Here is a 13,184-nt window from a genome sequence, read left to right on the forward strand (position 1 = left end):
CAGAATGGTGCCGACGGGAGAGATAGCAATGTTCAGACTTTCAATCACGGCGCTGCTGTTGGCGAGCGCTGCTCCGGCGGTCGCCGGAACCCACACAATTGCTCCGGGCGAGGGTGCGCAAGAGCGCCTGCAGGAAGCCCTGATCCTGGCCGAGCCGGGCGATGAAATCGTGCTTGAGGCGGGTCGTTTCATGCTTACGGATGGCCTTAGCCTCGACGTTGACGGAGTCACCCTGCGCGGCGCCGGTTCGAAGGATTCGATCCTCGACTTCACCGGCCAGAGCGATTCGGGCGAGGGGCTGCTTGTCACTTCCGACAATGTCACGCTGCGCGATTTCGCAGTCGAAAATCCCAAGGGTGACGGCATCAAATCCAAAGGCGCGGACGGAATCGTCTATCAGGGCATTCGCGTCACCTGGACCGGCGGACCGCTGAGCTCCAATGGCGCTTATGGCATCTATCCGGTCGAAAGCACCGGGGTGCTGGTCGTGGGCTGCGAAGTATCGGGCGCGTCCGACGCAGGCATCTATGTCGGCCAGAGCCGCGACATCACCGTGCGCCACTCGCTGGTGCAGTTCAATGTGGCTGGAATCGAGATCGAGAACAGCCGCAACGCCGTGGTCGAGGAAAACCTCGCGACACATAACACTGGCGGCATCCTGGTGTTCGACCTTCCCGGCCTGCCGGTAATGGGCGGCGGCGATGTGGTGGTCCGTCGGAATCTCGTCACGGAAAACGACGTCGACAATTTCGCGCCTCCCGGAAACATCGTCGGCGGGGTAAAGCGCGGCACCGGCATATTGGTGATGGCCAATGACAATGTGCTTTTGGCCGAGAACGTCCTGACGAAGAACGATACGGCGCAAGTGATGGTGGTTTCCTACACGCTTCCGTTCGATGACGAGCGCTACAATCCCTATCCGCGCAATGTGGTGGTTGCCGCCAATATCTATGAGGATGGCGGAAGCGCGCCGGATCTCGACGGGGCCGAGGCCTTGCTCGAGGCGTTTGGAGGGGCGCTGCCCCCGGTCCTTTGGGACGGATTGCAGGATGGCGATGCGATAGCCTTGAGCGTTGCGGAGGGAACGGCAGGCTGGTCGCTCAACCTGCCGCGGCAGGGTGCCGACCTTGCCGAAGCCACTCCTGGCCCGCTTGAGGCGCCGGTCAGCGACGTAGCTTCGCTGTCGCAAGTCACCGGTGCGCCCGCAGAGCTTGAAGCGCGTTTGATGTGAAGCAGGGCCTGATTTTTCTGGCTGCCGGTACGCTGGCCTTCGCTACGGCGGTGGCACAGGCGGCGCTTGGGACAACTGAAGTTTCCGACACTGCGATCCTCGAGGATGCGCTGCCCCAGACGCTTGGGGAGTTCGGCTTTTTCGCGGACGGCCCCCGGCAGGTTCCAGCTGCCGGTGTAGTGCCCTATCGCCTCAATGTTCCGCTCTATTCGGATGGTGCCGAGAAGCTGCGCTTTGCCTATGTACCGAAGGGAAAGCGGGCGGTAGCTGACGGCGAAGGCCTGCTGAAATTCCCGGTCGGCAGTGCGCTGATCAAGACATTCGCGTTCGGCGAGGGAAGTGGCCGCCGCCTGATCGAAACACGGGTGCTGCTCCACCGCGCCGATGGCTGGGTGGCTTTGCCCTATCGCTGGAACGCCGAGCAGACCGAGGCGCGGTTGGCGCTGGCAGGTGCCCGTTTGCCGGTCACCACACCTTCAGGTGAAGAACTGAACTACCGCATCCCCAACAAAAACCAGTGCAAGGAATGCCACGGTCTGAATGGCGAAGTGACGCCAATCGGGCCCAAGGCGCGCAACCTTTCGGGGGCATGGCTCGAGCAGATGGTCGCAGCCAAGCATCTCGACGCCTTGCCTGCGGGCGCCGATGTACTTCCCTTGTGGGAGGCGCGCGACCGGGCGGAACCTGCGGCGGCCGCGCGCGCATATCTCGACGTCAATTGCGCGCATTGCCATCAGCCGGGCGCAACCGCTTCGAATTCGGGCCTCGACCTGCGCTGGGAGCAAACCGATCCGCATTCGATCGGTTTTTTCAAGCGCCCGGTGGCTGCCGGACGCGGGGCGGGCGGGCATGAATTCAGCATCGTCCCCGGCCAGCCCGAAGATTCGATCCTGCTGTACCGTATGCGATCGATCGAGCCAGGTGTGGCAATGCCCGAACTGGGCAAGGGCACGGTGGATGCCGAAGGCGTGGCTGCTGTCACGAAATGGATCGCGGGAATGGAGAGCGAGCGATGAAATGGGTTCTGCGCATAGTCGGCATTCTGTTCGCACTTCTGCTGGTGGCATTCCTGCTGCTGCGCACACCGGATACCGATCCCGCCGAGATGCGGGCCAAATATGCGGGCGCGCCTTCCCAATTCGTCGAGCTCGGCAATGGTTTGACTGTCCATCTGCGTGACGAGGGGCCGCGCGATGCGCCCGTCATCATCCTGCTGCACGGCTCCAACGCAGACCTTTCTACCTGGCAGCCGTGGGTAGAGGCGCTCAAGGCGGATTACCGCGTGATCCGCTTCGATCAGCGCGGCCATGGCCTTACCGGGCCAGCGCCCGATGATGACTATTCCCCGGCAAGCTTCGTCGGCGATATCCAGGCGGTGGCCGATAATCTCGGGCTTGAGCAATTCGTGCTCGGTGGAAACTCGATGGGTGGCGGGCTTACCGTTGCCTATGCGATCGAACATCCGGACCGGCTCTATGGCATGGTGCTGGTCGATGCGGGCGGCGCGCCGATCCAGCGCGAAGGCGGCGGGAATATCGGTTTCACCATTGCCCGCACGCCGGTGATCAACAAGCTGATGGAGCATGTGACTCCGCGATCGATGGTCGAGAAGTCGCTCAGGCAAAGCGTCAGCAACGAGGAGGTCGTGACCCCGCAAGCGGTCGATCGTTATTGGGAAATGCTGCGTTATCCGGGGAACCGCGCGGCCACCGTGGCGCGCTTCTCGCTTCCGCGGACGCCGTTCACTGAAGAGCAGGTTGCTGCGCTCGACATGCCCGCTCTGGTTATGTGGGGCGTAGAGGACGCGTTGATCCCGGTCGAGGCGGGACGCTGGTACGACCGTGTGCTGCCCGCAAGCACGCTTGTCGAATATCCCGGCATCGGTCACTTGCCGCAGGATGAAGCGCCCGAACAAAGCGTCGACGATCTGCGTGCCTGGCTGGAGCAGCTGTTCCCGCTGGCTCCGGAGGGCTAACGGGCAAAGCCGGTCAAGCACCGGTTTGGCCGGTGTCGCGCGATTGTTTCGCTTGTCGCCTCGCGGCGCCTCACCTAAGTCGCAGCCACCGATGAACCGAGCTCCCTACGCCGCCGATCCAAGTGCCAGCCGTGGCCGCGAATTCCCGCTGGAGCACGCGGGCACACGCGGCCCGCGCAGCGAATTCCAGCGCGACCGCGACCGCATCATCCATTCGATGAGCTTCCGGCGGCTGCGCTCCAAGACGCAGGTGTTCATCTCTCCCGAAGGCGACCATTACCGTACAAGGATGACGCACAGCCTTGAAGTGGCGCAGATCGGGCGGGTGATCGCGCGTGCGCTGGGCCTCGATGAAGACCTGACCGAAGCGCTCTGCCTCGCGCATGATCTGGGCCACCCGCCGTTCGGCCATGCGGGGGAGGATGCGCTTGAGGAAGCGATGCAGCGGCATGGCGGGTTCGACCACAATGCCCAGGCGCTGCGCACGGTCATGCGGCTGGAAAGCCCCTATCCGGGGCATGAGGGGCTCAACCTGACATGGGACCTGCTCGAAGGGCTGGCGAAGCACAATGGACCGATTGCCGCGCCGAACTGGGCGCTGGCCGAGCTGGACGAGGCCTTCCCGCTCGACCTTGGCCAATGGCCTTCGCTCGAAGCGCAGGTAGCGGCGGTGGCGGATGACATCGCCTATGACAATCACGATATCGACGATGGCTTGCGCGCAGGATTCCTGACGCTCGAAGATCTGCTTGAACTCGATTTCCTCGCCGACCAGTGGCGCGAAGTCGAGCGCCGCCATCCGCGCGAATCGCGCGACCGGCTGCTGCGCGAGCTTGTCCGCGACCAGATCGGGCTGATGGTGAACGATGTAATCACGCACACGCGAGAACAGGCGCATGGGCTCGGTTCGGTTGACGAAGTTCGCGACGCCGGGCGCCAGCTCGGCGGCTTCTCGCCCGCCATGGCGCAGGCCGAACGCGGGCTGAAGCGCTTCATGTACGAACGACTCTACTTCCACTCTGACCAGGTTGCAGCGGCCCAGCGCGCGCGTGACGTGGTTGCGCGGCTGTTCGCCGCCTATTCGCAGGATGCCAGCTTGATGCCGCAGGAATGGCAGGATCGCCTGCCTGCAAACGATCCGCACCGTTCGCGGGTCATCGCCGATTTCATCGCCGGGATGAGCGACCGCTTCGCAATCGAACGCTGCGCTGCGATCTATGGCGAGCGGCCAAGGGGGCTGACCAATGTCTGAGCCGCTTCGCCTGGCACTGGTGGGCGCGACCGGGCTGATCGGCCGCGCGGTGATCGATGCGTGCATCGGCCGCAGCGACGTGCGCCTCGTCGCGATCGCGCGACGCGAGATGAAGCTGCCGCGCGGCGCACGCATGGAACTGTTCGTGGCAGAGCCGGACAAGTGGGGCGAAGTGTTCGAAGCCTTGCAGCCCACCGCGCTGATTTCCGCGCTCGGCACAACGTGGAAGAAGTCCGGCGAGGATGAGGAGGCCTTTCGCGCGGTCGACCAGCAACTGGTGCTGGCGACGGCGCGGGCGGCGCATGCGGCCGGTATCCAGCGATTGGTATCGATCAGTTCGGTTGGGGCCGATCCTCGTTCGAAGAACCTGTATCTGCGGGTCAAAGGCGAGGTCGAAGGCGAACTCTCGAAGGTCGGATTGAAGCGGCTCGACCTGCTGCGCCCCGGATTGCTGAAGGGCGCGCGCGAGAATGACCGGCGCCTCGGCGAACGGCTGGCTATCATCGCCAGCCCGCTGGTCGACCCGTTCCTCAACGGAAAATTGCGCAAGTACCGTTCGATCGAGGCAAGCGAAGTGGCCATGGGAGCAATCGGTCTTGCAACGCGCCGCGCGGGCGGGCGCTTCACCCACGACAATGACAGTATCCGTCGTGCCGCTCGAGAATGGGCCAAGCAGGGCGGCTAGCCACCCGCGTCTGCGCGCGCTAAGCCCGCAGGAAATGAGGGGGAGAGTGCGCCGCGATGATCCGCTGGGCGACCAATCTGTTTGCGGTCTGGACAGTGCTCGGCACCGCCTGGGCGTGGGTCATTCCCGAGCATTTCCTGTGGGTGGTTGACGGCAGCTTCAGGCCTTTCGGCCAATCGCTGGTGAGTGTGCTGCTGGGCGTGATCATGCTCGGCATGGGGCTTACTCTTTCGCCGCAGGATTTCGCGCGTGTCCTGAAGCTGCCGCGTGCTGTTGCGAGCGGCGTGGCGTTGCAGTTCACGGTGATGCCGCTGGCGGGGATCGCCTTTGCGACATTGTTCGGGCTAGAAACCGGGCTGGCGGTCGGGCTGATCCTGGTCGCCTGCTGCCCCGGAGGCACTGCCTCGAACGTGGTCACCTATCTCGCGCGCGCCAATCTGGCGCTGTCGGTTACCCTCACGCTCGCTTCCACGATGATCGCAGTGGTGGCGACGCCGCTGCTGACCGGCTGGCTGGCGGGCGTCTATGTCGAGATCGACCGATGGGCGCTGTTCCAGGGGATGATCACCGTCGTGCTGCTGCCAGTGGTGGCGGGCGTTGCGCTCAATCGCCTGTTTCCCGCCGTTACAGCGCGGATTGCCACGGTTTCGCCGCTCGCCTCGGTGATCGGTGTGGTGCTGATCGTCGGCGGGATCATCGCCCAGTCGAAGCCGCTGATCGTGGAATATGCGGGCGTGCTGCTGCTTGCGCTGCTGGCGCTTCACGCGACCGGTTTTGCGCTAGGCTATGCGCTCAGCGGCTTGCTGGGGCTGGGCGAGGCGGAGCGGCGCACCTGTGCGATCGAAGTGGGGATGCAAAACAGCGGCCTCGGCTCGACGCTCGCTTCCGCCCCCAGTTTCGCGTCGCAATTTGCCTCGCCGATGCAGGCTGCGCTGGCACCGGTGCCGAGCGCGGTTTCCGCAGTCTATCACGTGGTCATCGGCAGCCTGCTGGCGGCGTGGTGGCGGCGCAAGAACCAAGGAGAGAGTGAATGAGCTGGGATGCTATTTTCGGGGCGGCGAACATGCTTGCCATGATCAGCTGGGCGGCGCTGATCCTGTTGCCGCGCTGGCCGGCCTTGCTCAGCGCATTGCTCTATCTCGTGGTCGGCCTGCTCAGCCTGCTCTACGCAGGGATACTGGTCGGCTTGGTCACTGGCCTGGCCGATCCGGGCGGCAGCATGGCGGGCGGCAATTTCAGCTCGATCGAAGGCGTGCAGACGCTGTTCTCAGCGAAGGGCGGGCTCACGATGGGCTGGGTGCATTACCTTGCCTTCGACCTGTTCGTCGGAATCTGGATAGCGCGCGACGCCGACGCCAAGGGCTTTTCGCGCTTCATCCAGGCTCCTATTCTCGTCGCGACCTTCATGGCCGGACCGCTCGGGCTGTTCCTCTGGATGTTGCTGCGTGAGCCGCGCGCGCGGGCAAGCGGTCGCTGGAACTGATGTGGCCGGGCCGGGAACCGTTGGCGCACTGGCACTTTGTAGGCTTGGAAAGCGCGGGGAGGCCTTGGTAGGCGCAAACTGAGCCAAAGCCCTGGGGAGGGGACATGAACGGATACCACACCTACATCACCTATGATGAGATCCTGAACTTCTGGGCCAAGGAACGCCCGGAAGGCCCCGCCATCGAGCAGGATGGCCGCATCACCAGCTTTGCCGAGACCGATCGGCTGACGCGCCAGATCATCGGCTTCTATTGGGACAAGGGGCTGAAGGCGGGCGACCGGATTGCCTGGCTCGGCAAGAATTCGGACCTTTATTGCCTGCTCTATATGGCTGCCGCGCGATGCGGCGTGGTGATGGTGCCGATCGGCTGGCGGCTTGCTCCGCCTGAAGTAAGCTATATCCTCGAGGATACTGGTGCGAAGCTGCTGTTCACCGGCGACGAATTTGCCGAAGTCGGCCGCGAAATCGCGCCGAACCTTCCGGCGGCTCCACAGGTTTTCTCCGAGAGCGAAATGCGACTTGCGATCCCGCGTTTTGCCGCTGCGGACTATGAGCCGGCGGGTGCAAACGACCCGGTGCTCCAGCTCTATACTTCAGGCACCACGGGCAACCCCAAAGGTGCGGTGCTTTCAAACGCCAACCTCTTTGCACTGCGCAATGATGCGTTGGATGCGGAGTTGCCGTGGACCTATTACGAGCCGAACGATTGCATGCTGGTGGCCATGCCCTGCGCGCATATCGGGGGCACCGGGCTGATCAACATCGCCGCCGTTAGTGGAATCCGCGCGCTGGTGCAGGCGGAATTCACTCCGCTGGGCGTGCTCGAGGCGATTGAAAGCGGCGCGAGCCAGATGTTCATCGTGCCTGCCGCCCTACAGATGGTAGTGCAGCATCCGCGCGCCCGCGAGACCGACTTCAGCAATCTCAAATATCTGATGTATGGCGCCGCGCCGATGCCGCTCGAATTGCTCAAGGAAGCGGTGGGGACCATGCCCAACGCCCGCTTCCTGCAGGCCTATGGGATGACGGAGACCACGGGCACCGTCTCGATGCTGCCGCCGGAGGATCATTCGCTCGAAGGCAACAAACGCATGCGATCGGCGGGCAAGGCAGTGCCGGGGGTCGAGATTCGCGTGGTCGATCCGCAGGGCAATGAAGTGCCGCGCGGCGAGATCGGCGAAGTCGCGATCAAATCGCCATCGAACATGGTCGGTTACTGGCACTTGCCCGAAGCCACAGCAGAGGCGCTGCGCGGCGGGTGGATGCATACGGGCGATGCGGCCGTGATGGACGAGGATGGCTACATCTACATCCAGGATCGCATCAAGGACATGATCATCTCGGGTGGCGAGAACGTCTATCCGGCTGAAGTCGAAAGCGCGATCTATGGCCACCCGGCTGTTGCGGAAGTGGCGGTGATCGGCGTGCCGAGCGACAAATGGGGCGAGGAGGTCAAGGCCTGTGTCGTCGCCAAGCCGGGGATGGAAGTGGACGCGAATGACGTCATCGCCTGGGCTCGCGAGCGGGTCGCTGCGTTCAAGGCGCCCAAAAGCGTCGATGTGATCCCGGTCATGCCGCGCAATCCTAGCGGCAAGATCCTGCGGCGCGAATTGCGCAAACCCTATTGGGAAGGGCGCGAGCGCCAGGTCAATTGACGCTCGACGGGTAGGACATTGAAGAGACGCGCCCCCGCAACTGAGCGCAATCGCGATCCACTGGCCGAAGTGTTGGTGCGCGAGCTGCCCGAAAGCGGGCTGGTGCTGGAGGTCGCAAGCGGGACCGGCGAGCATGCGTTCCACTTCGCCGGGCGCTTCCCGACGCTCGATTGGCAACCTAGCGATCCGGATGCCGATGCGCGCGCGTCTATCGCGGCATGGCGAGCCGATTACGAAGGCCCGAACCTGCGGGCGCCGCTTGAACTGGATGCAGCGTCAAATAACTGGCCGATCGCGCAGGCAGATGCGATCCTCTGCGTCAACATGGTGCACATCAGCCCATGGGAGGCGACCATGGGCCTGTTTGGTGGGGCCGCAAGGCTGCTCAAGCAAGGCGCTCCGTTGGTCCTCTATGGCCCGTATTTTGAGGACGGGGTCGAAACGGCACCATCGAACCTGGCCTTCGATGCAAGCCTGAAGGAGCGGAATTCGCGTTGGGGGCTGCGCAAGCTGGCGGATATCGATGTGCTGGCCGAGGAAAGCGGATTTGTGCGCACCGCGCGTTATGCGATGCCTGCGAACAATCTTACACTGGTTTATCGCCGGGTCTGAGCGCCGGACCTAAAATACAAAGCACCCGCCAATTGCTTGGCGGGTGCGAGGTATCCGTTTCTTACTGCGACGTCGAAGGTCGGATGCAACGGACCTGTAAAATCAGGTCTCTTCGTCAACCGCGTCGGCCGCCGATTTGAGGTCGTCACCGATCCCGCGCACGGTATTGCATGCGGAGGCGGTGAGGGTCATCGCGGCAAGGGCAGCAACAATCAGCGTCTTGCGTAGCATGAATCGAATCCTTCTTATTGCCGGGCTTTCATAGCCGGTTTTGCCGTAAATGGCGACGTTTGGGCCGCCAAAGCTATAACGTAGCGGTGGATTGTTCGCGCGGACGGGCGAGCCGATGCTCGCGCCATGCGATCAGCAATCCTGCGCCGATCACCAGCGGTGCTCCGAACCAGGTTGCCGCGGGAGGCAGCCGCTCGAACAGCCACCAGCCAAACAGCGTCGCCCAGATCAGCGCCGAGTAATCCATCACGATGACGCTTGCGACCGTGCCATAGCGCAGTGCCGTGGTGAGCAGGTACTGGCCAAGCAGGCCAGCCACTCCCAGTGTGATCAGCAGCGCCCACTGCTCGGCATTTTTCGCGTGCCAGAAGAAGGGCAGGGCAAGCAGCAATAGGGGCACTGAGAGCAACGAGAAATAGAACACGATGGTGAGCGGGTCTTCGGTCTGCGCAAGGTCGCGGATGTAGATCGAGATCACGGCAATCATGAAGGCAGCCCCCAGCGCCACCGCTGCACCGGCCAGCGGGATGTGGCCGTCGCCGGGCTGGGCAATCACCAGCACCCCCGCAAAACCCAATGCCACCGCGCTCCAGCGCCAGATCCCGATCCTTTCGTGCAGGATCAGCGATGAGAGGATCACCGCCCAGATCGCCGAAGTGAAATTGAAGGTCGTCGCTTCGGCAAGCGGCAGCAAGGTTACCGAGCCGAAATTGAGCAGCATCGCGGCGAGGCCGATCATTGCACGCATGCCGTGTTGCGGCATGCGCGTGGTGCGCAACTTGCCCAATCCGCCCGTCGCCCAGAAAAACAGCAGGATCAGCGGAATAGTCGGCAATTGCCGCCAGAACAGGATCTCGGGGAGTGCCAAGCCGCTTTCGCTCGCGAGCTTGACCAGCGCCATCATCAGCGAAAGCGTTGCAGCGGCCGCCAGCCGGATCAGCAGGGCAAGCAAGGGACGTTGGCGGGATGGAGGGCTCACCTTTGCCGGTCTAGGGCCTGCGAAGAAAGGTGCAAGCGCGCAGGGGATTGCATGGTGCTGCAAGCCCCCCCATGTGCCCTTCGATGTTCCACGAACCCGAATTCCTGCTGTTTGCCAGCGAAGCGGACCTGGTTGCCCTCGCTGGAGGGGGCTTCCTGATCCTGGCGTTGCTTGCCCTGTTGGGTGATCGCATGCGCAACCAGCGCGAACGGGTGGAACGGCTCGATCGGGTCGGCTGGGTTCCCTGGACGGGCGTCTTCGTCGCCTGCGCGATCATCGGCGGCGGGTTGCTGGCGATGTCGCTGCCGCAGGCGTTGTTTGGCGGTTAGTGCAGCGCGCCGCGAACGGCGCGCCGCGGCGTATCAGAGGCACGCCTCCAGATAAGCCTGGTCGAAGCCGAACTGGCGCGCCTTTTCGAGCGTGTAGGGACGCAAGCCGCTCGACCGGAACTCGCCGAGGATCTTCCCGTCGTCGGTTTCGTCGAGATATTCGAACTTGAACAGTTCCTGCGTCACGATCACGTCGCCTTCCATCCCGATCACTTCGGTAATGTTGGTGGTGCGGCGAGAACCGTCGCGAAGGCGCTTCACCTGCACGATCAGGTCGACCGATTCGGCGATCTGGCGGCTGATGGCTTCCTTCGGGATCTTGATGTCGCCCATCAGGATCATGTTTTCCATACGGCCCAGGCATTCGCGCGGACTGTTGGCGTGCAGCGTACACATCGAACCGTCGTGGCCGGTGTTCATAGCGGCGAGGAGGTCGAAACATTCCGCGCCACGAATTTCGCCCAGGATGATGCGGTCTGGGCGCATACGCAGTGCGTTCTTCACGAGGTCGCCAATGGTGATGGCGCCCTGGCCTTCGAGGTTCGGCGGACGCGTTTCAAGCGGCAGCCAGTGTGGCTGTTGCAGGCGAAGTTCGGCCGCGTCTTCGATGGTCAGCACGCGCTCGCCGGGGTCGATCATCTTCGACAGGGCGTTGAGCATGGTCGTCTTACCCGAGCCCGTACCGCCCGAGATGACCACGTTCATGCGGCAAGCGCCGGCAATCTTGAGCGCCGTAGCCATCTTTTCGCTCATCGAGCCGAACTCTTTGAGCATGTCGATGGTGATCGGCTTCTCGGAGAATTTACGAATCGAGATCGCGGTGCCGCGCAGCGAAAGCGGCGGCACGATCACGTTGACGCGGCTGCCGTCCTTGAGGCGGGCGTCGGCCAGCGGCGTGGTCTGGTCGACGCGGCGGCCGACCTGGTTCACGATGCGCTGGGCGATCTGGAACAAGTGCTGTTCGTCGCGGAACTGGATCGGCGCGATGACCAGCTTGCCCTTCTTTTCGATGTAGGTCTGCTTCGGGCCATTGACCATGATGTCCGACACATCCGGATCGTTCAGCAGCTCTTCGAGCGGGCCAAAGCCGAGCAACTCGTCGATCAGCACCTTTTCGAGCGCGAACTGTTCGCGGCGGTTGAGCGTGACCTTGAGCTCGGCCAGCACTTCCATGATGATCGGGCGGAATTCTTCCGACAGCTCTTCCTTGGACAGGGTAGCCGCCGCTTCAGGGTCGACGCGTTCAAGCAGGCGTGGCAGCACCTGTTCCTTGATCTTGTGAATGCTGGCTTCGAAGCCACCAACCTCGGAATCGCCCGAGTGGTCGGAGTTCATCCGGTCGTCGAGCCGGGCCATCGCATCGTCGGCGCCGCGCCCGGCGTTGGGCGCGGAGGCCTGCTGGGCAGGCTTTGGTGCAGGTTCGTTAGGCAGCGGCGGGAACTGTTCTCCGCCGCCAGCCGGATTCGACGAAGCTGGCGCTGCTCCGCCCGACTTCATCGGGCGGGCTACGCCAAAGGACGGACGGCCTCCGGGATTCATCCCTGCAGGTCCATTCTTCCTTCCGAATGCGCTCATTCCGAGGCCCCCAAGCGGTTAATTGCGTTTCCACGAGCCATCGTCGCGCTAGGCGAAGATGCTCTCTCGAAGATTGGTGAATAATTCGGAAAGGTTGTTTTTTTCCTAAGGCGGCAATGATTGGAGCAAGGGAATTCTCACGGCCCAATCGTTGCAGCTGTCCATGCGCCGCATGGTTTTGTGGGTAATGCTGCCAAGCGCTTGCTTTGTAGTTAAAACGTCGAAAGGGACGGCGCCGACGACGCAACTCCGGAGGAACCCGCGTGCAGCAAAACGAACGCATAGGCTTGCTGTTCGCCATTGCCGGATTCGCCACGCTTTCCGTGGGCGATGCCGTGATCAAGAGCATGGCTGGTGCGTGGCCGGTCGTCGCGGTTGCCGCCCTGCGCTTCAGCATTGGTGCGGCGGGGCTTTCAGCGATCCTTGTGGTGAAGGAAGGGGGTGCCGGCTTCAGGCCGAGCAACCCATGGCTCCAGCTTGCTCGTGGCACTTGCCTGGCGCTTTCGACCCTGGCTTTCTTCTCCGCGATCTACGTGATGCCGCTGGCGGAGACCATGGCGATAACCTTTCTTTCTCCGGTGCTCACCGCGATCCTGAGCGGTCCGCTTCTTGGCGAGAGAGTACGCCCCGCGGTGTGGGTGGCATCGCTGTTTGCGCTGGTCGGCGTGGCGTTGATCCTGCGCCCCAATCTGGCCGAGCTTGGCTGGCCTGCGCTCCTGCCGCTCGTGGCCGCGGTGTTCTTCTCCCTGATGATGATCGCCCACCGCGCCTCCGCCGGGCAGGGCAGTGCACTGGCGATGCAGGCATATATGGCAATCGTTGCCGCGCCGTTGCTCGTTGTCGCGGCGCTTGGCGCCAAGGTTACCGGCATCGGTGGTCTCGATTTCGGCTGGCCGGATTGGGACGTGGTGCTGCGCTGCGCTTTCGTTGCCTTCACCGCAACATGCGCCCACTGGATGGTCTTTCTCGGCACATCCCGTGCGGGCGCATCGCAGGTAGCACCAGCATCCTACGTCCAGATGCTAGTCGCGACAGTGCTCGGCTGGTGGTGGTTCGGTGATGCGCCAGACTTTCTGACGCTGGCAGGTGCATCGGTGATCATCGGTGCGGGGCTGTTTCTATGGCGCGCCAGCCTGCGTCGCTAGTGGCGACAAGAAGGCATTTGAAGTGCTTG

14 protein-coding genes are annotated in these 13,184 nt (G+C 63.2%); 11 read left to right on the top strand and 3 right to left on the bottom strand.

The features are described from left to right. Positions 1-28: 28 nt before the first annotated feature. The 9 genes from ACUJ47_RS00865 to ACUJ47_RS00905 all read left to right on the top strand — a co-directional run bounded on the left by ACUJ47_RS00865 (position 29) and on the right by ACUJ47_RS00905 (position 8,896). Positions 29-1,231: a parallel beta-helix domain-containing protein gene (locus ACUJ47_RS00865; RefSeq protein WP_445536591.1), complete on the top strand. Its 1,203-nt coding sequence runs from the start codon at positions 29-31 to the stop codon at positions 1,229-1,231. Then, complete coding sequence (locus ACUJ47_RS00870; RefSeq protein WP_445536592.1) at positions 1,228-2,247, top strand: SO2930 family diheme c-type cytochrome; 1,020 nt, start codon at positions 1,228-1,230, stop codon at positions 2,245-2,247. The genes ACUJ47_RS00865 and ACUJ47_RS00870 overlap by 4 nt, the downstream gene beginning before the upstream one ends. After that, positions 2,244-3,206, top strand: a complete 963-nt coding sequence (locus ACUJ47_RS00875; RefSeq protein ID WP_445536593.1) for an alpha/beta fold hydrolase — start codon at positions 2,244-2,246, stop codon at positions 3,204-3,206. Before ACUJ47_RS00870 ends, ACUJ47_RS00875 begins: the two co-directional genes overlap by 4 nt. A gap of 91 nt (positions 3,207-3,297) precedes the next feature. Next, entirely contained in the window at positions 3,298-4,458 is a 1,161-nt protein-coding gene (locus tag ACUJ47_RS00880) for a deoxyguanosinetriphosphate triphosphohydrolase (RefSeq protein WP_445536594.1), read from the top strand. After that, positions 4,451-5,143 (top strand): NAD(P)H-binding protein, encoded by a 693-nt coding sequence (locus ACUJ47_RS00885; RefSeq protein ID WP_445536595.1) that lies wholly within the window; start codon positions 4,451-4,453, stop codon positions 5,141-5,143. Before ACUJ47_RS00880 ends, ACUJ47_RS00885 begins: the two co-directional genes overlap by 8 nt. Positions 5,144-5,199: 56 nt before the next feature. Then, positions 5,200-6,177: a bile acid:sodium symporter family protein gene (locus ACUJ47_RS00890; protein WP_445536596.1), complete on the top strand. Its 978-nt coding sequence runs from the start codon at positions 5,200-5,202 to the stop codon at positions 6,175-6,177. Next, the gene (locus tag ACUJ47_RS00895) at positions 6,174-6,626 is read left to right on the top strand and encodes an ABA4-like family protein (RefSeq protein WP_445536597.1); all 453 of its coding nucleotides are present in this window, start codon (positions 6,174-6,176) and stop codon (positions 6,624-6,626) included. Before ACUJ47_RS00890 ends, ACUJ47_RS00895 begins: the two co-directional genes overlap by 4 nt. Before the next feature lie 104 nt (positions 6,627-6,730). Beyond that, on the top strand, positions 6,731-8,284 hold the full coding sequence (locus ACUJ47_RS00900; protein ID WP_445536598.1) for a long-chain-fatty-acid--CoA ligase: 1,554 nt from the start codon (positions 6,731-6,733) through the stop codon (positions 8,282-8,284). A gap of 18 nt (positions 8,285-8,302) precedes the next feature. Continuing rightward, entirely contained in the window at positions 8,303-8,896 is a 594-nt protein-coding gene (locus ACUJ47_RS00905; protein ID WP_445536599.1) for a DUF938 domain-containing protein, read from the top strand. A 102-nt stretch (positions 8,897-8,998) separates the two neighbouring features. Here ACUJ47_RS00905 and ACUJ47_RS00910 read toward each other — a convergent pair whose 3' ends face one another. Further along, on the bottom strand, positions 8,999-9,127 hold the full coding sequence (locus ACUJ47_RS00910; protein WP_354145440.1) for a hypothetical protein: 129 nt from the start codon (positions 9,125-9,127) through the stop codon (positions 8,999-9,001). Positions 9,128-9,200: 73 nt separating this feature from the next. Next, positions 9,201-10,106, bottom strand: coding sequence for a DMT family transporter (locus tag ACUJ47_RS00915; protein ID WP_445536600.1), 906 nt, complete (start codon positions 10,104-10,106; stop codon positions 9,201-9,203). 83 nt (positions 10,107-10,189) lie between these two features. Here ACUJ47_RS00915 and ACUJ47_RS00920 point away from each other — a divergent pair, with 83 nt between their 5' ends. Then, entirely contained in the window at positions 10,190-10,435 is a 246-nt protein-coding gene (locus ACUJ47_RS00920; protein WP_445536601.1) for a hypothetical protein, read from the top strand. Between the two features lie 33 nt (positions 10,436-10,468). Here ACUJ47_RS00920 and ACUJ47_RS00925 read toward each other — a convergent pair whose 3' ends face one another. Next, positions 10,469-11,974, bottom strand: a complete 1,506-nt coding sequence (locus tag ACUJ47_RS00925; RefSeq protein ID WP_445536602.1) for an ATPase, T2SS/T4P/T4SS family — start codon at positions 11,972-11,974, stop codon at positions 10,469-10,471. A gap of 299 nt (positions 11,975-12,273) precedes the next feature. On the opposite strand from ACUJ47_RS00925, the gene ACUJ47_RS00930 reads away from it, so the two are divergent. After that, positions 12,274-13,155 carry a DMT family transporter gene (locus tag ACUJ47_RS00930; RefSeq protein ID WP_445536603.1) on the top strand — a complete coding sequence of 294 codons (882 nt, stop codon included), beginning with the start codon at positions 12,274-12,276 and terminating at the stop codon, positions 13,153-13,155. Positions 13,156-13,184 lie beyond the last annotated feature (29 nt).

The sequence above is a fragment of the Altererythrobacter sp. Z27 genome (assembly GCF_052683155.1).